We start from the raw sequence: 19,323 nt of genomic DNA on the forward strand, positions 1-19,323 counted from the left end.
GGGCTCCGAGGGGATAATGTCGGTACGCGTCGCCCGTCGGGACGCCGCTGCTCGACCAGCGGTAGCCGCTACCGTGACGCCGTGACCACCGCCTCCCGCGTCGACGTCCCCACCACCGCGGGCGACATGCCCGCCCACCTGTGGCTGCCCGAGGCCGGCAGCGGCCCGGGGATCCTGCTGCTGCAGGAGATCTTCGGCATCAGCCGCTACGTCGAGCAGCGGGCCTCCGACCTGGCCGGTCTGGGCTACGTGGTGCTGGCGCCGGAGATCTTCTGGCGCCTGGGTGTCTCGAAGGTGCCCGAGGGGCCGGACATGCTGGAGGAGGCGATGGGTCTGCTGCCGCGCCTGGACTGGGACGCCGCCGTCGACGACGCTGCCGCAGCGCTGGGTCATCTGCGCGGTCTCGGGTCGGTGACGGGGCCGGTGGGTGCGCTGGGCTTCTGCTTCGGGGGCGGGCTGGGATTCGCGCTGGCGGCCCGGGAACCGGTGGACGCGCTGGTCTCCTACTACGGCTCCGCCCTGCCGGACCTGCTCGGGCTGTCACCGCAGGTGACGGCACCCTCGCTGCACCAGTTCGGGTTGGCGGACTCCTACATCCCCGCCGACACGGTGGCCCGGATCGAGGACGCCGTGGCCGGTCCCGAGGTGGAGTTCTGCACCTACGAGGGCGCCGACCACGCCTTCGACAACCCCGACCTGCCCATGCACCACCCCGAGGCGTCCGAGCAGGCGTGGGCCGCCACGGAGCGGTTCCTCGCAACCCGCCTTCCTGTCGGACCGGCCGGCGGCTGATCGGAGGAGGACCGGTAGCGTCGCGGCGATGGAGACCACGCGCGGACCCGTCGACGGCGAGATCGAGCAGTTCTGGAACCTCGCCAAGCGGCACGCTCGGCTCGAGACGCTGCCCGGCTACTTCGGCCCCGACGCGCTGACCTCGGTGCCTCCGCCCGCGTGGGCGTTCGGTGCCGATGCCGAGCAGTCCGACCGGTTGCTGCGGCTGGTGCTGGACGGCACCAAGACGGCGACGGCGAGCGCGCGCGAGGACTACGGCGACGACGAGCCGCTGCCCGAGCCCGGCACCCTCGGCATCGTGCTCGACGGTGCCGGCCGCCCGCGGGCGCTGGTGGCCACCACCGCGGTGCGGGTGGTGCCCTTCGACGAGGTCGACGCCGAGCACGCGCACGCCGAGGGCGAGGGGGATCGCAGCCTCGAGCAGTGGCGAGCCGAGCACGAGCACTTCTTCAGCGAGAACGACCCGCTCGGTCGCGGCTTCCGCCCCGACATGCCCGTGGTGCTCGAACAGCTCCGGGTGCTCTACCAGGCGTGAAGGACCCCAGGTGACCTCCGCAACCCAGGTGGTGCTCGTGCCGCGGGAGCGGATCGCCCGCTGGGTCGAGAACTTCGAGGCCCGGCACGGAGCGACCCGGGCACGGGTGGACCAGGGCGCCCTGGTGGTGGAGGCCGACGACGGCTCGCACGCGCGACTGCGCCTGCCGTTCGACGCCGGCCACGACGGGCCGGCCGACGTCGAGGCGTTCCGGGCCGCCGCGCGCGTCCCCGACGACTGGGGCGTGCTGCTGGTGCGCAAGGGCGGGTTCGCGGTCGCGCGTCTGAGCGGTGAGCAGGTCGTCGAGTCCAAGGTGGGGCAGCGGCACGTGCAGGGTCGCACCAAGGCCGGTGGGCAGTCGCAGCAGCGCTTCGCCCGTCGTCGCGACAACCAGGCGCGCGACGCCTACCGCGCAGCCGCCGACCACGCCGCCCGGCTCCTGGGGCCGGGGCCGCTGGTGGTGGGCGGTGACCAGGAGGCGCTGAGCGCGGTGCTGGCCGACCCGCGCCTGACCGGCCTGCAGCCGGTTGGGCAGACGCTCGCCGTCCCCGACCCCCGACGTGCGGTGCTGCTGGGCGCGGTCCGGGACGCCGTGAGCGTGCGCGTGGAGGTCGTCAACGCCTGACCCCTCCGCGCCGTCCGCGGCGGTCTCCGGCAGGTTCAGTCCTGCGCGCGCGGCGTCCGACGGGGAGCGAACGGCGGAATCTCCTCGGGCTGCGTCCCACCACCGCGGTCGCCCTCGGCGGCTCGCTCCCGGCGGAGGTCCTGCAGGTCCTCGCGGGCCGCCTCGGCGCGGGTTCTCGGCCTCCCGGATGGTGCCGTCGACCCTGGAGCAGGAGGCGCCCGCGCGGCTCCTGCGCGAGGGCGGGCGCGTGCTGCTGGGGGTGGGGGTGTGGGTGCTCGGCATGGCGATCAGCTACGTGCCCGCGCTCTAGACGACTCGCGACTGCGCCCGCGACACCGGGGCCCCTGCGGGTCGGCTCCCGGGCTCCGGCGCGCGGATGCACTAGCGTCCAGCGCATGTGGCAGCCCGAGCCGGACTGGCATCCGCTGCCCGGTGGGGCCGGACCCAGCACCCTCGGCGTGTGGCGCACCGCGCTGGGTGGCCGCCCCGTCGTCGTCAAGCGCCTGCTGCGGCCCGACCCGCGCGAGGACGCCGCGCTGCTCGCGCCCCACAGCCACGCCTACTGGCGCCGCGAGGCCGACGTGCTGCTCACCGGGCTGGTGCTGCACACCCGGGGGCTGCGCACCACCGCAGCCGCCGTCGAGGAGGACGAGGAGGGCATCACCCTCACCCAGGACTGGGTGGAGGACGACGCCCTGCCGGGGCTGTTCGTCGCGATGGCCCTGGGCCGCTTCGCCGGCTCCGAGCTGCCGCGACCGCGCTTCTTGGCACGCGACCTGCTGCGCGACCGGCTGGCCCTGGCCGAGCGCCGCGGCGGGTGGTCGACCCTGGCGCGCACCACGCTGGCCGACGTGGCGGCGCACCTGTGGAGCCGCCGGGGTGTGCTGCTCGACCTCGTGGACGCGCTGCCCCAGGTGCCCGCGCACGGCGATCCGACCCGTGCCAACCTGCGGGGGCGCCACGGTGACGACGTGGTGGCGCTGGACTGGGCCGTGCTCGGCACCGCCGGCGTGGGCACCGACCTGGGGCTCTACGCCCTCGGGGCCCGGGAGGACCTCGAGCCCCTCGTGGAGGCGTACCGGATGGGGCTGCCGCCGGGGCTGGCCGACCTCGACCAGGTGCTGCTCGGTGCGCGCGTGGCCGCCGTCGTGACGGCGCTGGGTCGCGCGGACTGGGCGCTCTCCCGCGTCGCCGGCGGCGAGGGCGCCCTGGCCGGCAAGTTCCGTCACCCCGCCGTGGCCCCGCACCTGCGGGCGCTGCAGCGCCAGCACGACGCGCTTGAGGCGCTCCTCGAGGTGTAGCCCGGCCTCGAAGGGGTCAGACCCGCTCGACCGCGAAGGTGTCGCAGGCCTGCAGCGACCCCTCCTCGTAGCCACGCAGGAACCAGGCCTCGCGCTGGTCGGAGGAGCCGTGTGTCCAGGTCTCGGTGGTCACCTGCCCCTGGGTGCGCTCCTGGATCCGGTCGTCACCCACCGTCTCGGCGGCGGCCAACGCCAGCGTGATGTCCTCGCGCGTCAGCTCGCTGATCAGCACCTGGCCGGAGGCGTCCTCGGTGGTGGTGGCGGCGCGGGTCCACATCCCGGCGTAGCAGTCGGCCTGCAGCTCCAGGCGCACGGCGTCGCTCTGCGGCCCCTGCTGGGTGCGCACCCTGCCCATCTGGCCGGTGAGGTTCTGGATGTGGTGGCCGTACTCGTGGGCCAGCACGTAGTACTCCACGAACCCGCCGTCGGGACCGCCGAGCCGCCGCTCCAGCACCTCGTCGAAGAACCGCGTGTCGAGGTAGATGCTGGCGTCGGTGGGGCAGTAGAACGGCCCGACGGCGGAGGTGGCCGGGCCGCAGCCGGTCTGCACGTCGTCGGTGAACGTCACGAGGGCCTGCTCGGGCTCGAAGTCGCGGCCCAGCTCGCCGTCCCAGTAGTCGGTCAACGAGTTCTCCACTGCCACCCGGGCGCAGTCCGGGCTGCGGTTGGCGTCGGCGCCGGTGCGGCAGTCGTCGTAGCGGCCGGTGTCGGTCGCGTCGGAGAACCGTGCGGTGTCGTAGGCCGCGCCTCCGGTGGCGCCGGTGCCGCCGCCATCCCCACCCACACCGGGCAGGCCCCCGGTCGCGAACAGCGCGACCGCGACGACGACCAGGAGCAGCACCCCGCCGATGCCGCCGGCACCGACGCCGGAGGGGATCGGCAGGCGCGTCCCGCCACCGGGGCGCCCACCGGAGCCCCGTCCCGAGCCCCGTCCGGCGTCGCGCACACGTCCTCGGTCGAGCCGGGCCTTGGGGTTGAAGCGCATGGGGGGACCCTAGTGTCGTCCGCGGTGTCCTGCCCGCGTGACGTGTGACGTGCGTCGCTGCGCGTTTCCGGGAGGGGCGCGAGTTATGTGGCGACTCCCGAGTGCGGGACACTGGGCGCCTCATGATCACTGCCCACCAGGTCGAGGTGCGGGCCGGCGCACGACTCCTGATGGAGGACGTGACGTTCCGGGTCGCCGCCGGCGACAAGATAGGTCTCGTCGGCCGCAACGGCGCCGGCAAGACGACCCTCACCAAGATCCTCGCCGGGGAGGGGCTGCCCGCCTCCGGCACGGTCCAGGCGACCGGCGAGGTCGGCTATTTGCCCCAGGACCCGCGCACCGGCGACCCCGAGCAGCTGGTCCGCGAGCGGATCCTCTCCGCCCGCGGGCTCGACGACGTCGTCCGCCGGCTGCGCCAGGCCGAGGAGGCCATGGGCAGCGACGACCCCCGTGAGCGCGAGCGTGCCATGAAGCGCTACACCCGTGCCGAGACCGACCTGCACGCGGGTGGCGGCTACGCCGCGGAGTCCGAGGCGGCGCAGATCGCGCACAGCCTGGGCATCGCCGACCGCCTGATGGGCCAGCCGCTGCGCACGCTCTCCGGTGGCCAGCGACGCCGCGTCGAGCTCGCCAGGATCCTGTTCTCCGGCGCCGAGACACTGCTGCTCGACGAGCCCACCAACCACCTCGACGCCGACTCGATCCTGTGGTTGCGCGACTTCCTGGTGGCCCACAAGGGCGGCCTCGTGGTCATCAGCCACGACACCGGGCTGCTGGAGCGCTGCGTCAACAAGGTGCTGCACCTCGACGCCAACCGCGAGACGATCGACGTCTACAACATGGGCTGGAACAACTACCTCCAGCAGCGTGAGACCGACGAGAAGCGCCGCAAGCGCGAGCGCATGAACGCCGAGAACAAGGCGCGCACGCTCACCGACCAGGCCAACAAGATGCGCGCGAAGGCCACCAAGGCCCAGGCGGCGCAGTCGATGCTCAAGCGGGCCGAGAAGCTGATGGCCGGCGTCGAGGGTGAGCGGCGTGCCGACAAGGTCGCCAACATCGCCTTCCCCAAGCCGGCGCCCTGCGGCAAGACCCCGCTGACGGCGGCCGAGCTCTCCAAGTCCTACGGGTCGCTGGAGGTGTTCACCGACGTCGACCTGGCGATCGACCGCGGCTCGCGCGTGGTGATTCTGGGTCTGAACGGCGCGGGCAAGACCACCCTGCTGCGGATCCTCGCGGGGGTCGACGAGACCGACACGGGCCGGGTCCTGCCGGGTCACGGGCTCAAGCTCGGCTACTACGCGCAGGAGCACGAGACGCTCGACACCGAGCGCACGGTGCTGGAGAACATGCAGAGCGCCGCGCCCCAGCTCACCGACACCGAGGCGCGCTCGGTGCTGGGCTCCTTCCTGTTCTCCGGCGAGGACGCGCACAAGCCCGCCGCGGTGCTCTCGGGCGGCGAGAAGACCCGCCTGGCCCTGGCCTCGCTCGTGGTCTCCAGCGCCAACGTGCTGCTGCTCGACGAGCCGACCAACAACCTCGACCCCGCCTCGCGCGAGGAGGTGCTGGCCGCGATCCGCAGCTACGAGGGCGCGATCGTGCTGGTGACCCACGACGAGGGCGCGGTGCACGCGCTGGAGCCCGACCGGGTGCTGATCCTGCCCGACGGCGTCGAGGACCTCTGGACGCCGGACTACGCCGACCTGGTCAGCCTGGCCTGACGGCGGGCGCCGGCGCTCACCGTCGGTGCGCGCTCCTATGATCCGCAGCATGCCCCTGATCACGCCCGAGACCCCGCTCACCCCCGACCTGCTGAGTGCCGCGGGGCTCCGGCTGGAGGTCGAGGGCGCGCTGGCCACCCTCACGATCGCCCGGCCCGAGCGACGCAACAGCCAGACGCCCACGATGTGGCGCACGCTGAGCGCCGTCGGGGCCCAGCTGCCCGAGGAGGTGCGCGTCGTGGTGGTGCGCGGCGAGGGTCCGGCCTTCTCCGCCGGGCTGGACCGCAGCATGCTCGACCCCGCCGGCGGCGACGGGGAAGAGACGGTCAGCGCGCTGCTGGCCCTGCCCGACGACCAGGTGAGCGCCACCATCGACGCCTACCAGCGCGGCTTCACCTGGCTGCGCGACCCGCGGTTCGTCTCGATCGCCGCGGTGCAGGGGCACGCGGTGGGTGCGGGCTTCCAGCTGGCCCTGGCCTGCGACCTGCGGGTGGTCGCCGAGGACGTCAGCTTCTGCATGAAGGAGTCGGCGCTGGGGCTCGTGCCCGACCTCGCGGGAACACAACCGCTGGTCGAGTGTGTTGGGTACATGAGAGCGCTCGAGATCTGCGCCACGGCGCGGCGCGTGGGCGCGGCCGAGGCAGCCGAGATCGGGCTCGCGCTTGCGGTGGTTCCGGCAGCCGAGCTGGACCAGGCGGTCGCCGACCTCGTGGCCGCTCTCACCGCCCCGCTGGCCGGGGCGGTCCGTGAGACCAAGGCCCTCCTGCTGGGGGCGGGTGAGCGGAGCCTGGAGGAGCAGCGCCGCCTCGAGCGGGAGGCGCAGACCCGCCGGTTCCGCGAGCTGGCCCAGCTGATGGGCGGGTGAGACCCGGGCGGCCGCGTGGCCGCCCGGCCGGGACAGGCCACTAGAGCCGGTAGAGCCGGTAGAGCCAGTTGAGCGAGGAGAGGGGGTGGGCCCGTGCAAGGCATGAGCCCCAACGCCGCCGCGTGGCGCAGCCTGCGCACCGACCGCAGCGTCGTCGACAACCGCATCGAGCGGCAGACCGTGCGCCGGGTGATCCGCTTCGCGCGCCCGCACCGTCGCCTGATCGCGGTCTTCCTCGCCCTCACCGTCCTCGAGGCCGGGATGGTCGTCGTGCTGCCGCTGCTGGTGCAGCGCATCGTCGACGACGGCATCCTGGCCGACGACCGCGGCCTGGTCACCCTGCTCGCCCTCGCCATGGCGGGGGTCGCCGTCCTCAACGCCGTCCTGTCGGTGCTGATCGGCTGGCTCTCCTCGCGCATCGGCGAGGGGCTCATCTACGACCTGCGGACCCAGGTGTTCGGCCACGTGCAGCGCCAGTCGCTGGCGTTCTTCACCCGCACCCAGACCGGGGCGCTGGTCTCCCGGCTCAACAACGACGTGATCGGCGCCCAGCGGGCCTTCACCTCCACGCTCGCCGGGGTCGTCTCCAACGGCGTCGCCGTCGTGGTGGTCGGCATCGCCATGCTGGCGCTGAGCTGGCAGGTCACGCTGCTGTGCGTGGCGCTCTTCCCGCTGCTGTTCGTCATCTCGCGCTGGGTCGGTGCCCGGCTCGCGGGTCTGACCCGGCGCCAGATGGACGGCAACGCCGACCTGGGCAACACCATGACCGAGCGCTTCAACGTCGGTGGTGCGATGCTGCTCAAGCTGTTCGGTCGCCGCGGCGAGGAGGACGAGAACTTCGGCACCAAGGCAGCGGTGGTGCGCGACCTCGGGGTGCGGATCTCGCTGCTGACGCGCATCTTCGGCGCCGCCATGCTGCTCGTGCCCGCCCTGGCGACCGCGCTCGTCTACGGCGTCGGTGGCCAGCTGGCGGTGAGCGGCACACTGACGGTCGGCACGCTGCTGGCGCTCGCGACGCTGCTCATGCGGCTGCTGGGGCCGCTCCAAGGGCTCTCCAACGTCCGGGTCGACGTGATGACCGCGCTGGTCAGCTTCGAGCGGGTCTTCGAGGTGCTCGACCTGCCCTCGTTGGTCCAGGAGCGCCACGGCGCGCACCGGCTGCCCCGCGACGCGGGCCGGCTGGAGTTCGAGCACGTCGGATTCGCCTACCCGCGCGCCGACGACGTCTCGATCGGCTCGCTCGAGGTGCTGGCGCGCGGGGACTCCACCGACTCCGGGCCGGTGCTGCGCGACGTCAGCTTCGTCGCCGAGCCCGGGCAGATGGTGGCCCTGGTGGGCCCCTCCGGCGCGGGCAAGACCACCGTGACCAACCTGGTGGCGCGGCTCTACGACGTGCAGCAGGGCGCGGTGCGTGTGGGCGGCCACGACGTGCGCGAGGTGACGCTGCAGTCGCTCGAGGACGCCGTCGGGTACGTGACCCAGGACGCCCACATGTTCCACGACACCATCGGCGCCAACCTGCTCTACGCCCGGCCCGAGGCCCAGGAGCAGGAGATCTGGCACGCGCTCGAGGCGGCCCAGGTGGCCGACCTGGTGCGCAGCCTGCCCGACCGGCTCGACACGGTCGTCGGCGACCGCGGCTACCGGCTCTCCGGCGGGGAGCGGCAGCGGCTGGCGATCGCCAGGCTGCTGCTCAAGGCGCCGTCGATCGTGGTGCTCGACGAGGCCACCGCGCACCTCGACAGCGGCTCGGAGGCCGCGGTCCAGCGCGCCCTCGACGCGGCGCTCGAGGGCCGCACCTCGCTGGTGATCGCGCACCGGCTGAGCACGGTGCGCCACGCCGACCAGATCCTGGTGCTCGACCAGGGCAGCATCGTGGAGTCCGGCACGCACGAGCAGCTGCTCTCGCGCGACGGGCTCTACGCCGAGCTGTACCGCACGCAGTTCGCCTCCGACCCGCTCACGCCGACGGCCGGCTGATCCGCGCCGTCAGCGCGGGCTCCACCCCAGGGCACGGTTGACGGCGTCGGACCAGTTGGCCGCCTCCCGGGCACGGTGCTCGGGGTCGATGGTCGGGGTCCAGCGCGCCGCCCGGTGCCAGTTGCGGCGCAGGCCCTCCAGGTCGGCCCAGAAGCCGATCCCGAGGCCGGCGGCGTAGGCGGCGCCGAGCGAGACCGTCTCGGAGACCAGCGGACGCTCCACCGGCACGTCGAGCACGTCGGCGACGAACTGCATCAGCAGGTGGTTGGCGGTCATGCCGCCGTCGACCTTCAGCGCGGCCAGCGGGATGCCGGAGTCGGCGTCCATGGCGCGCACCACCTCCCAGGTCTGCCAGCCGGTGGCCTCCAGCACCGCACGGGCCAGGTGGCCGCGGCGCACGTAGGAGGTGAGCCCGACGACGATGCCGCGGGCGTCGGCGCGCCAGCGCGGCGCGTAGAGGCCGGAGAACGCCGGCACGATGTAGCAGCCGCCGTTGTCCTCCACCGTGCGGGCCAGGGTCTCGATCTGCGGGGCGGTGGGGATCATCTCCAGCGCGTCGCGGAACCACTGCACGAGCGAGCCGGTCACCGCGATCGAGCCCTCCAGCGCGTACACCGGCTGCTGGTCGCGCAGGTGGTAGGCGACGGTGGGGATCAGGCCGTGGTGGGAGTCGACGATGCGCTCGCCGGTGTTGAGGAGCACGAAGGCCCCGGTGCCGTAGGTGCACTTGGCCTCGCCCGGCGCGAAGCAGGTCTGGCCCACCAGAGCCGCCTGCTGGTCGCCGATGGCGCCGCCGATCGCCACGCCGGGCAGCACCGTGCGGCACGCCCCGAAGGGCCCGGTGGTCGGCACGATCTCGGGCAGCACCGCCGGCGGCACCTCCAGCAGGTCCAGCAGGACCGGGTCCCAGGTGTGGGTGCGCAGGTCCATCATCATCGTGCGGCTGGCGTTGGTGACGTCGGTGACGTGGCGCCCGCCCTCGGGTCCGCCGGTGAGCTGCCAGATCAGCCAGGACTCCATGGTGCCGAACAGCGCCCGGCCCTGACCGGCGCGTTCCCGCAGGCCCGGCACGTGGTCCAGCAGCCAGCGCAGCCGCGGGCCGGCGAAGTAGCCGGCGGGGGTGAGTCCGGAGCGACGCCGGAACTCCTCGGCGTGCCCGTCGGCCACCAACCCGGCCACCAGCTCGTCCGCGCGGGTGTCCTGCCACGTGATCGCCGGGGCCAGCACCCGACCGGTGGCCGGGTCCCACACCACGGTGGTCTCGCGCTGGTTGGCGATGCCCAGCCCGGCCACCTGCGCCGGCTCGAGACCAGCCTGGCGCACCGCCTCGGGGACGATCCGCTCCACGACTCGCCAGATCTCCTCGGCGTCGTGCTCCACCCACCCCGGCCGGGGGTAGTGCTGGCGGTGCTCGCGCTGGGTGAGCGAGACCATCTGGCCGTCGTGGTCGAAGAGCAGGCAGCGCGTCGAGGTGGTGCCCTGGTCGATGGCGGCCACCACCGAGCGCCCCGGCGTCCCGGTCATCCGACGCTCACCGGGGTGTCACCAGGGCGCGGCTGATCGCGGCGGCGGTCGCCGTCACCGCCTGCGCCACCTCGGGGCGGGCGACGCCGTCGGGCCCGAAGAGCGTGTCCACGTGCCCGGCGCAGGCGACCGCACCCACCGGGAGACCGCCGACGCCGCGCAGCGCGGCGCCGACGTCGCCGACCTCGGGGACGTGCTCGCCCGGGGCGGCCGCGAAGCCGGCGGCGCGGGCCCGGTCGAGCAGCCCGGCCAACCGCGTGCTCGCGGTGGGGGTGCGCGCGGTGTAGGCGGTGAGCGGCCCGGTGAGCGCACGGTGCCCCGTCGTCGAGGCGGCCAGCAGCGCCCGGCCCACGCCGGTGGCGTGCAGCGGCAGCAGCTCGCCGACGCGCAGGCGCTGCTCGCTCCCGTCGGGGCGGAAGACGTGGTGCACGACCTCGGCGGCGTCACCGGTGCGCACGCACACCAGCACCTCGGCCCGGGTGCGCGCGGCCAGCGAGTCGCACCAGCTCGTGGCCGTGGAGCGCAGGTCGTGACGGTCGACGCCGTGCTGCTGCAGGGAGGTCAGCCCGGCGCCGAGCCGGTAGCGGCGACTGCGCCCGTCCTGCTGCACGAAGCCCACGTGCACGAGGGTGGCGAGCAGGCCGTGCGTGGTCGGGCGGGGGAGCCCGAGGGCGTCGGCGACCTCGGCCAGGGAGAGGTCGGGCGAGGCGCCGCCCAGGAGCGAGAGCACCGCCGCGCCGCGCTCGAGACTCTGGATCCGACCGGGCACCGGACCAGCGTCGCACTGCCGTTCGCCATTGTCGAACGGTGCTCGTTGACCCACGTCACACACGTGCCTAGCGTCACGTCTCGCGCGCCGCAACGGGGCGGCGCGCGACCTCGGGAGGAGTCACCGCATGGCCGACCACACCGTCGAGAGCACCACCACGGCCCGCGAGCCGGCCGCGCACGAGCCCACGCTGTGGGGCGAGCTGTGCGCGGAGTTCGCGGGCACCCTGATCCTGATCCTCTTCGGCTGCGGCGTCGTGGCCTCCGTCGTGGCCGCCGGCCGCGGGGACGTCGACTCCATCAGCTGGGCCTGGGGCCTGGGCGTGGTGCTCGGCATCTACACGGCCGGCAAGATCACCGGCGCACACCTCAACCCCGCCGTCACGGTGGCGCTCGCCGTCTTCCGCGGCTTCCCCTGGCGCAAGGTCGGGCCGTACGCGCTCGCCCAGCTGGCCGGAGCCTTCGTCGCGGCGCTGCTCGTGCGACTGCTCTACGCCGACTTCATCAGCGGCTTCGACCCCGAGGTGGGCAAGGCCTCGATGGGCATCTTCGTCACCTCACCCGGTGTCGACATGGCCGGCGACCCTGTCTCGACCTTCACCGCGCTGGGCGACCAGGTGCTCGGCACCGCCGTCCTGGTCTTCCTCGTCCTCGCCCTCACCACGGCCCACAACAACCCCCCGCTGGCCAACCTGACGCCCTGGTTCGTGGGCATGGTCGTCGTCGGCATCGGGATGGCCTGGGGCGCCAACGCCGGCTACGCCATCAACCCCGCGCGCGACCTCGGTCCGCGCCTGGCCGGCTGGCTGACCGGCTACGGCAGCGACATCTGGCAGTCGGCCAACGACGGATCCCTGTACTTCTGGGTGCCGATCGTCGGCCCGCTCGTGGGCGCCCTCATCGGTGGCTTCGCCTTCGTGCACCTCATCGAGCGCCACCTGGGCCCCGCCGAGCCCGAGACCGCCGCCGAGAAGGGGGTCCAGACCCCCGCCGGCTGACTAGCGGCCCACCTGGCCGCACCACGGATCCCCGACCACCCGCACGTCCCGACCACATCACCGACCACACCACCGACCACCAGGAGTGACCATGGCCGACTTCGTCGGTGCCATCGACCAGGGCACCACCAGCACCCGCTTCATGATCTTCGACCACAGCGGCTCGGAGGTCGCCAAGCACCAGCTCGAGCACGAGCAGGTGCTGCCGCAGGCGGGGTGGGTGGAGCACAACCCCGTCGAGATCTGGGAGCGCACCTCCGCCGTCATCCAGACCGCCCTCGGCAAGGCACGGCTGCAGCCCTCGGACCTCGCCGCGATCGGCATCACCAACCAGCGCGAGACGACCGTGGTGTGGGACCGCAACACCGGGCGCCCCTACTACAACGCCATCGTGTGGCAGGACACCCGCACCGACCGGATCGCCTCCAAGCTCGAGCGTGACGGCAAGGGCGACACGATCCGCCAGCGGGCCGGCCTGCCGCCCGCCCCGTACTTCTCCGGCGGCAAGATCCAGTGGATCCTCGAGAACGTCGACGGCGTGCGCGAGGCGGCCGAGCGCGGCGACGCGATCTTCGGCAACACCGACACCTGGCTGATGTGGCACCTGACCGGCGGCACCGACGGCGGGCTCCACCTCACCGACGTCACCAACGCCAGCCGCACCATGCTGATGGACCTCGAGACCCTCGCGTGGGACGACGAGCTGCTCTCCTTCTTCGACATCCCGCGGCAGATGCTGCCCGAGATCCGCTCCTCCTCCGAGACCTACGGGCACACCCGCGCCAACGGTCCCGCCGGCGGGGAGGTGGCGCTCACCGGCATCCTCGGCGACCAGCAGGCCGCTACGGTGGGTCAGGTCTGCTTCGCCCCCGGAGAGGCCAAGAACACCTACGGCACCGGCAACTTCATGCTCATCAACACCGGGACCGAGATCGTCAGGTCCAAGGCGGGCCTGCTCACCACGCCGGCCTACAAGTTCGGCGACGCCGACTGCGTCTACGCGCTCGAGGGCTCCATCGCCGTCACGGGCTCGGCGGTGCAGTGGCTGCGCGACCAGCTCGGCATCATCAGCGGAGCCTCGCAGTCCGAGAGCCTGGCGCGGCAGGTGGAGGACAACGGCGGCGTCTACTTCGTGCCCGCGTTCTCGGGGCTCTTCGCCCCCTACTGGCGCAGCGACGCGCGCGGCGCCATCGTCGGCCTCTCGCGCTTCAACACCAACGCCCACCTGGCACGCGCCACCCTGGAGGCGATCTGCTACCAGAGCCGCGACGTGACCGAGGCGATGGAGAAGGACTCCGGCGTGAAGCTGGAGGTGCTCAAGGTCGACGGCGGCGTGACCGCCAACGAGCTGTGCATGCAGATCCAGGCCGACGTGCTCGGCGTGCCGGTGAGCCGGCCGGTGGTGGCGGAGACCACGGCGCTCGGCGCGGCCTACGCCGCGGGCCTGGCCGTAGGCTTCTGGAAGGACACCGACGAGCTGCGGCGCAACTGGAACGAGGACAAGCGCTGGGAGCCGACCTGGTCCGAGGAGCAGCGCAGCGAGGGCTTCGGGCAGTGGAAGAAGGCCGTCGAGCGCACGCTCGACTGGGTCGACGTCGACTGATCCGGACGCACCCGCACGGCACCTGCCACACCCGGCACGCACCCGGCACACCCGCCACCGCCCCACCACCCACCGGGAGGACCCCCGATGACCCCCGTACCTCTCTCGCCCGCCACCCGCACCCAGGCCATCGGCCGGATGCGCGAGGAACGCCTCGACGTCCTGGTCGTGGGCGGGGGAGTCGTGGGCACCGGAGCGGCGCTCGACGCCGCGACCCGAGGCCTCTCGGTGGGGTTGGTGGAGGCGCGCGACTTCGCCTCGGGCACCTCGAGCCGCTCCTCCAAGCTCGTGCACGGGGGGCTGCGCTACCTCGAGATGCTCGACTTCCGGCTGGTCGCCGAGGCGCTCAAGGAGCGCGGGCTGCTGATGCAGCGGCTCTGCCCCCACCTGGTGCGGCCGGTGCCGTTCCTCTACCCCTTGAAGCACCGCGGGTGGGAGCGGCTCTACGCAGGCTCCGGCGTCGCGCTCTACGACACGCTCTCGCGCGCCAGCGGGCACGGGTCGGGCATGCCGCTGCACCGCCACCTCACCCGCCGCGGCGCCCGGCGGATCTTCCCCTCGCTCCGCAAGGACGCGCTCGTGGGGGCGCTGCAGTACTACGACGCCCAGGTCGACGACGCCCGGCACACGATGTTCCTGGCGCGCACCGCGGCCGCCTACGGCGCCTCGATCGCCAGTCGCTGCCGTGTCGTGGGCCTGCTCAAGGAGGGCGAGCGCGTCACCGGCGCCGAGGTCGTCGACCTCGAGACCGGGGAGCAGTTCGCGGTCCGCGCGGCACAGGTGATCAACGCGACCGGCGTCTGGACCGACGAGACCCAGGGCCTGGCGCACGAGCGCGGCCAGTTCCGCGTGCGGGCGAGCAAGGGCATCCACCTCGTGGTGCCCCGCGACCGGATCCGCGGCGACTCCGGGCTGATCCTGCGCACCGAGAAGTCGGTGCTGTTCGTGATCCCGTGGAAGCGGCACTGGATCATCGGCACCACCGACACCGACTGGGAGCTCTCCAAGGACCACCCGGCCGCCAGCGCCAGCGACATCGACTACGTGCTCGAGCACGTCAACACCGTGCTCGAGACCCCGCTGACCCACGCCGACGTCGAGGGTGTCTACGCCGGGCTGCGCCCGCTGCTCGCCGGCGAGAGCGAGGCCACCTCCAAGCTCTCGCGCGAGCACGCCGTCGCCCACGTCGTGCCCGGCCTCGTCGTGGTCGCGGGCGGCAAGTACACGACCTACCGCGTGATGGCCGCCGACGCCGTCGACGAGGCCGTGCACGGCCTGGAGGGCGTGCTGGGCCGCCGGGTCGGCCCGTGCGTCACCGAGGACGTGCCCCTTCTGGGCGCCGAGGGCTACGCGGCGCTGTGGAACCGTCGCCGTGCCCTGGCCCAGGACTCCGGCCTGCACGTGGCGCGGGTGGAGCACCTGCTCGAGCGCTACGGCACGCTGGTCACCGAGCTCCTCGACCTCGTGACCGAGGACCCCTCGCTGGGCGAGCCGCTCGAGGGGGCCGAGGACTACCTGCGTGCCGAGGTCGTCTACGCCGCCTCGCACGAGGGGGCGCGGCACCTCGACGACGTGCTCACCCGTCGCACGCACGTCTCCATCGAGACCTTCGACCGCGGCGTCGCCGCCGCACCGCACGTGGCGGACCTGCTCGCGCCCGTGCTCGGCTGGGACGAGACCCAGCGCGACCGCGAGGTGGAGCACTACGTCAAGCGGGTCGAGGCCGAGCGGGAGAGCCAGACGATGCCCGACGACGAGACCGCCGACGCTGCCCGCAAGGGCGCTCCCGACGTCGTCCCGGTCAGCCAGGCCTGACACGACGAGGGGTCGAACAGGGGTTCGGACCTCACTTGTCGGCCCGTTGTGCTGCTTGTCGGCCAATATTCAGGCCGACAAGCGGGGGGGGTACCCGGTCGACCGGGTAAAGCTGAGGCTGGGGTGACGCGTGGGACTCGCGACGGGCCCGGACGACCTAGCGCCTCGAGGACTGCTCCTGCCGCTCGATCTCCGCCCGCACCGCCTCGCGGCGCGCGGCGTCGCGCACCTTGCGCGCACTGGGCTGCTTGGGGGGCTTGGCCGGCCTGCGTGGCTTCTGCTCGCGCCGGGGTCGCTGGCCCGACGGCCCGCGCTTGCGCTCGTCGTAGGCGAGGTAGCCGAAGCCCACGAGGGCGAGCAGCGCGAAGAACCACCACTGCAGCCCGTAGAAGAAGTGCGGGCCGTTGTCGAGCTCGGGCAGCTCGACCGGCTCCAGCGAGACGGCCGGCTCGGGGCTCTCGCTCTGCAGGTCGGCGAAGCCGCCGTAGACGTCGCGGTCGAGGGCATCGCCGATGGTGACGCTGGAGACGGCGCGGGTCGAGAGGTCGGAGACGGCGGTGCTGTCGCCCGTGCCGTCGGCGCGCACCCAGCCGGTCACGGTGACCTCGCCCGAGGGCGGCGCCGGCACGTCGTCGGGCGTGGTGGTGCCCTGGGCCTCGGTGGCCAGCCACCCCCGGTCGACCAGCAGAGCGGGCCCCTGCTCGGTGACCAGCGGCACCACGACGTCGACGCCGGAGGCGCCCTCGCGGGTGCGGTAGCGCACGATGATCGTCTCGTCGACGGCGTAGGTGCCGGTGGCCTCCACCAGCCGCCACTCGTCCTGGCTGGAGACGGGTCGCCCGACGGCGAGCACCTCGTCGACGGCCGCCGGTGCCTTGGCCTCGTTGGCGCGGACCACGGCGTTGCTTGCCTGGCGGTCCTCGAGGCGGTCGAACTGCCACTGGCCCAGCCACCACGCCCCGGCGGCCAGGAGCACCACCGCGAGCGCGAAGAGCAGCCAGCGACGGCTGAGCAGGAAGGCGAACGAGCGCACGCCTCCAGAGTAGGTGCACACCGTAGGGTGGAGGTATGCAGGTGCTCCCGCTCGCCGACCGTTACGGCCGCGTGGCCACGGATCTCCGTGTCTCGCTGACCGACCGCTGCAACCTGCGGTGCTCCTACTGCATGCCGCCGGAGGGCCTGGACTGGATGCCCACCGAGCAGGTGCTCACCGACGACGAGGTCGTGCGCCTGGTGCTGGTGGCCACCGAGCGGCTCGGCGTGCAAGAGGTGCGCTTCACCGGCGGCGAGCCGCTGGTGCGTCGCGGACTGGTCGACATCGTCGGACGCGTCCACGCTGCTGCGCCCGAGGTCGAGATGTCGATCACCACCAACGCACTGGGCCTGGCCCGCACGGCCGGTGCGCTCGCCGAGGCGGGCCTGGCCCGCGTGAACGTGAGCCTGGACAGCGTCCGTCGCGAGACGTTCCACGAGATCACCCGGCGCGACCGGCTCGAAGACGTCGTCGCCGGCCTCGCGGCCGCCGAGGCGGCCGGGCTGGGGCCGGTCAAGGTCAACGCCGTGCTGCTGCGCGGCCAGAACGACGACCAGGCGTGCGAGCTGCTGCGCTGGTGCGTGGAGCGCGGCTACGAGCTGCGCTTCATCGAGCAGATGCCGCTCGACGCCCAGCACGGGTGGAGCCGCGAGGGCATGATCACCGCCGACGAGATCCTGACGGGGCTGCAGGCCGAGTTCGCGCTCACCCCGGCGTCCGAGCCGCGGGGGAGCGCGCCGGCCGAGCTGTTCACCGTCGACGGCGGCCCGGCCACGGTCGGCGTCATCGCCTCGGTCACCCGCCCCTTCTGCGGCGACTGCGACCGGGTCCGGCTCACCGCCGACGGCCAGGTGCGCAACTGCCTGTTCGCGCGCAGCGAGTCCGACCTGCGCGCCGCGCTGCGCGGCGGGGCCTCCGACGAGGAGATCGCCCAGCGCTGGGTCGTGGCCATGCACGGCAAGGCGGCCGGCCACGGCATCGACGACCCGACCTTCCTGCAGCCCGACCGCCCGATGTCGGCCATCGGCGGCTGAGCGCGACCCCTGACCGGTAACACCATCGGTCCGCTTGACTTTGCCCGAGGGCAGCCACGACGCTGACGCCGTGCAGCGTCGTGGGGTGACAGCGTGAGCGATCCTCGCCCGGAGCCACCCGACGGTGCGAGGCCTGGAGACGTCATCGCGCTGCGCCAGGCCGCGCGCACCTGGTTCGCGATCTCGCTGCAGACCTTCGGCGGACCCGCCGGGCAGATCGCGGTGATGCAGCGGACCCTGGTCGACGAGAAGCGCTGGATCGGGCAGCAGCGCTTCCTCTTCGCGCTCTCCTACTGCACCCTGCTGCCGGGGCCGGAGGCCCAGCAGCTGGCCACCTACGTGGGCTGGCTGCTCAACGGCGTCCGGGGCGCGCTGGTGGCCGGCATCCTGTTCATCCTGCCCGGGGTGGTGGCCCTGCTGGCCCTCTCGGGCATCTACGTCGCCTTCGGCGACACCACGCTGGTCGAGTCGCTGTTCCTGGGTCTCGCGCCGGCCGTGATCGCCATCGTCCTGCAGGCCGTCGTCAAGGTCGCCTCCCGGGGTCTCACCCACCCGGCGCTCGTCGCCATGGCCGTGGCGGCGTTCGTGGCGCTGACCTTCTTCGGCGTCCCGTTCCCCGTCGTCATCGCGCTCGTGGCGCCGCTGGGCTGGTGGCTGGGACGGGCCGTCCCCACCCTGACGACCCCGAAGGCGGCCCCCGTCGACGACGGACCTGCGCCGCTGATCAGCGACGACGCCCTGCACGCCGAGCGGCCCTCGGGCAGGCGGGCTGCGCTCACCCTGGGCGTGGGGCTACTGCTCTGGGGCGCTCCCGTCGCGCTGGCGGCGCTCGTCCTGGGCCGCTCGTCGGTCTACGTCGACCAGGGCCTCTTCTTCGCCGGCACGGCACTGGTGACCTTCGGTGGCGCCTACGCGGTGCTGGCCTTCGTGGCGCAGCAGGCGGTCGCCGTCTACGGCTGGCTGGCGCCGGGGGAGATGGTGCGTGGTCTCGCGCTGGCGGAGTCCACACCCGGTCCGCTGGTCATGGTCGTGCAGTTCGTGGCCTTCCTGGGCGCCTACCGGGCGCCGGGCGTGCTCGACCCCTGGGTGGCCGCCGTGGTGGCCTCGCTGCTGGTCACCTGGGTCACGTTCGTGCCGTGCTTCCTGTTCATCCTGCTCGGGGCCCCCTACGTGGAGCGACTGCGCGGCAACCGGGCGATCTCGTCGGCCCTGACCGGCATCACCGCCGCGGTCGTGGGCGTCATCGGGAGCCTGGCGGTCTACTTCGCGCTGCACACGCTGTTCGCCGAGAGGGTCCGGGTGACCGACGGTCCGCTCGACCTGGAGCTGCCCGTGCTCGGCTCGGTCCAGTGGGTGGCGCTGGGCATCACGCTGGTCGGCGCCGGGCTGGTGTTCGGCCGCGGCTGGTCGGTGCTGCGCACGCTGGGCGCCTGTGCGCTGCTGGGCGTCGTCGTCGGGCTGCTGCGCGCCGCCGTCTAGCGCCCCCGGTCCAGGGAGGGGGTCGTCAGACGGCGACGACGTCGCGCAGGAAGCTGCGCGCACCGAGGAAGTCGCCCAGCGACGCCCGGTGCTGGTCGCAGGCCAGCCACTCCTTGCGCCGCTCGGGCGTGTGCAGCTTGGGGTTGTTCCAGAGCAGGCGCCACGTGGCGTCGTCGGTGCAGCCCTTGGCCGAGCACACGAGGCGCTCGGGTGCGTCGTCGGCCGCCGCCGGTCCGTCGTGGCGCTCCGGCACGGGTCCTCCTGG

Annotated in this window: 18 protein-coding genes; 13 read left to right on the forward strand and 5 right to left on the reverse strand. The window is 73.3% G+C overall.

Annotation, left to right across the window (positions count from 1 at the left end; all coding sequences use genetic code 11):
* Positions 1–81: 81 nt before the first annotated feature.
* The 5 genes from ABD948_RS15870 to ABD948_RS15890 all read left to right on the forward strand — a co-directional run bounded on the left by ABD948_RS15870 (position 82) and on the right by ABD948_RS15890 (position 3,253).
* Complete coding sequence (locus ABD948_RS15870) at positions 82–792, forward strand: dienelactone hydrolase family protein (RefSeq protein WP_345267557.1); 711 nt, start codon at positions 82–84, stop codon at positions 790–792.
* A gap of 28 nt (positions 793–820) precedes the next feature.
* Entirely contained in the window at positions 821–1,327 is a 507-nt protein-coding gene (locus ABD948_RS15875; protein WP_345267559.1) for an ASCH domain-containing protein, read from the forward strand.
* 10 nt (positions 1,328–1,337) lie between these two features.
* On the forward strand, positions 1,338–1,952 hold the full coding sequence (locus tag ABD948_RS15880; RefSeq protein ID WP_345267561.1) for an acVLRF1 family peptidyl-tRNA hydrolase: 615 nt from the start codon (positions 1,338–1,340) through the stop codon (positions 1,950–1,952).
* Positions 1,953–2,139: 187 nt separating this feature from the next.
* A complete protein-coding gene (locus ABD948_RS15885) occupies positions 2,140–2,262 on the forward strand; it encodes a hypothetical protein (protein WP_345267563.1) in 123 nt (40 codons plus the stop codon).
* 85 nt (positions 2,263–2,347) lie between these two features.
* Positions 2,348–3,253 carry a phosphotransferase gene (locus ABD948_RS15890; protein ID WP_345267565.1) on the forward strand — a complete coding sequence of 302 codons (906 nt, stop codon included), beginning with the start codon at positions 2,348–2,350 and terminating at the stop codon, positions 3,251–3,253.
* Between the two features lie 16 nt (positions 3,254–3,269).
* Here ABD948_RS15890 and ypfJ read toward each other — a convergent pair whose 3' ends face one another.
* Positions 3,270–4,238 carry a KPN_02809 family neutral zinc metallopeptidase gene (gene ypfJ, locus ABD948_RS15895; RefSeq protein WP_345267567.1) on the reverse strand — a complete coding sequence of 323 codons (969 nt, stop codon included), beginning with the start codon at positions 4,236–4,238 and terminating at the stop codon, positions 3,270–3,272.
* Positions 4,239–4,360: 122 nt separating this feature from the next.
* Here ypfJ and ABD948_RS15900 point away from each other — a divergent pair, with 122 nt between their 5' ends.
* The 3 genes from ABD948_RS15900 to ABD948_RS15910 all read left to right on the forward strand — a co-directional run bounded on the left by ABD948_RS15900 (position 4,361) and on the right by ABD948_RS15910 (position 8,804).
* The gene (locus ABD948_RS15900) at positions 4,361–5,959 is read left to right on the forward strand and encodes an ABC-F family ATP-binding cassette domain-containing protein (protein WP_345267569.1); all 1,599 of its coding nucleotides are present in this window, start codon (positions 4,361–4,363) and stop codon (positions 5,957–5,959) included.
* 49 nt (positions 5,960–6,008) lie between these two features.
* Positions 6,009–6,824, forward strand: a complete 816-nt coding sequence (locus ABD948_RS15905; protein ID WP_345267571.1) for an enoyl-CoA hydratase/isomerase family protein — start codon at positions 6,009–6,011, stop codon at positions 6,822–6,824.
* A 102-nt stretch (positions 6,825–6,926) separates the two neighbouring features.
* Positions 6,927–8,804, forward strand: coding sequence for an ABC transporter ATP-binding protein (locus tag ABD948_RS15910; RefSeq protein ID WP_345267573.1), 1,878 nt, complete (start codon positions 6,927–6,929; stop codon positions 8,802–8,804).
* Between the two features lie 9 nt (positions 8,805–8,813).
* Here ABD948_RS15910 and glpK (ABD948_RS15915) read toward each other — a convergent pair whose 3' ends face one another.
* Positions 8,814–10,328, reverse strand: a complete 1,515-nt coding sequence (glpK, locus tag ABD948_RS15915) for a glycerol kinase GlpK (RefSeq protein WP_345267575.1) — start codon at positions 10,326–10,328, stop codon at positions 8,814–8,816.
* A gap of 7 nt (positions 10,329–10,335) precedes the next feature.
* Positions 10,336–11,097, reverse strand: coding sequence for an IclR family transcriptional regulator (locus ABD948_RS15920; protein WP_345267577.1), 762 nt, complete (start codon positions 11,095–11,097; stop codon positions 10,336–10,338).
* A gap of 127 nt (positions 11,098–11,224) precedes the next feature.
* Between ABD948_RS15920 and ABD948_RS15925 the strand changes: the two genes are divergently transcribed.
* The 3 genes from ABD948_RS15925 (at position 11,225) to ABD948_RS15935 (ending at position 15,512) form a co-directional block, all read left to right on the forward strand.
* A complete protein-coding gene (locus ABD948_RS15925) occupies positions 11,225–12,094 on the forward strand; it encodes an MIP/aquaporin family protein (RefSeq protein WP_345267579.1) in 870 nt (289 codons plus the stop codon).
* Between the two features lie 91 nt (positions 12,095–12,185).
* Positions 12,186–13,697, forward strand: a complete 1,512-nt coding sequence (glpK, locus tag ABD948_RS15930) for a glycerol kinase GlpK (protein WP_345267581.1) — start codon at positions 12,186–12,188, stop codon at positions 13,695–13,697.
* An 87-nt stretch (positions 13,698–13,784) separates the two neighbouring features.
* Positions 13,785–15,512 (forward strand): glycerol-3-phosphate dehydrogenase/oxidase, encoded by a 1,728-nt coding sequence (locus ABD948_RS15935; protein ID WP_345267583.1) that lies wholly within the window; start codon positions 13,785–13,787, stop codon positions 15,510–15,512.
* Positions 15,513–15,669: 157 nt separating this feature from the next.
* On the opposite strand, the gene ABD948_RS15940 is transcribed toward ABD948_RS15935, so the two are convergent.
* On the reverse strand, positions 15,670–16,545 hold the full coding sequence (locus tag ABD948_RS15940) for an SURF1 family cytochrome oxidase biogenesis protein (RefSeq protein ID WP_345267585.1): 876 nt from the start codon (positions 16,543–16,545) through the stop codon (positions 15,670–15,672).
* 35 nt (positions 16,546–16,580) lie between these two features.
* On the opposite strand from ABD948_RS15940, the gene moaA reads away from it, so the two are divergent.
* Together moaA and chrA are read left to right on the forward strand one after the other, a co-directional pair.
* Entirely contained in the window at positions 16,581–17,579 is a 999-nt protein-coding gene (gene moaA, locus ABD948_RS15945) for a GTP 3',8-cyclase MoaA (RefSeq protein ID WP_345267587.1), read from the forward strand.
* A 93-nt stretch (positions 17,580–17,672) separates the two neighbouring features.
* On the forward strand, positions 17,673–19,058 hold the full coding sequence (gene chrA / locus ABD948_RS15950; protein WP_345267589.1) for a chromate efflux transporter: 1,386 nt from the start codon (positions 17,673–17,675) through the stop codon (positions 19,056–19,058).
* A 25-nt stretch (positions 19,059–19,083) separates the two neighbouring features.
* Here chrA and ABD948_RS15955 read toward each other — a convergent pair whose 3' ends face one another.
* Positions 19,084–19,311 carry a hypothetical protein gene (locus tag ABD948_RS15955; RefSeq protein ID WP_345267591.1) on the reverse strand — a complete coding sequence of 76 codons (228 nt, stop codon included), beginning with the start codon at positions 19,309–19,311 and terminating at the stop codon, positions 19,084–19,086.
* Positions 19,312–19,323 lie beyond the last annotated feature (12 nt).

The sequence above is a fragment of the Nocardioides nanhaiensis genome (assembly GCF_039542785.1).
GTDB classification, from domain to species: domain Bacteria; phylum Actinomycetota; class Actinomycetes; order Propionibacteriales; family Nocardioidaceae; genus Nocardioides; species Nocardioides nanhaiensis.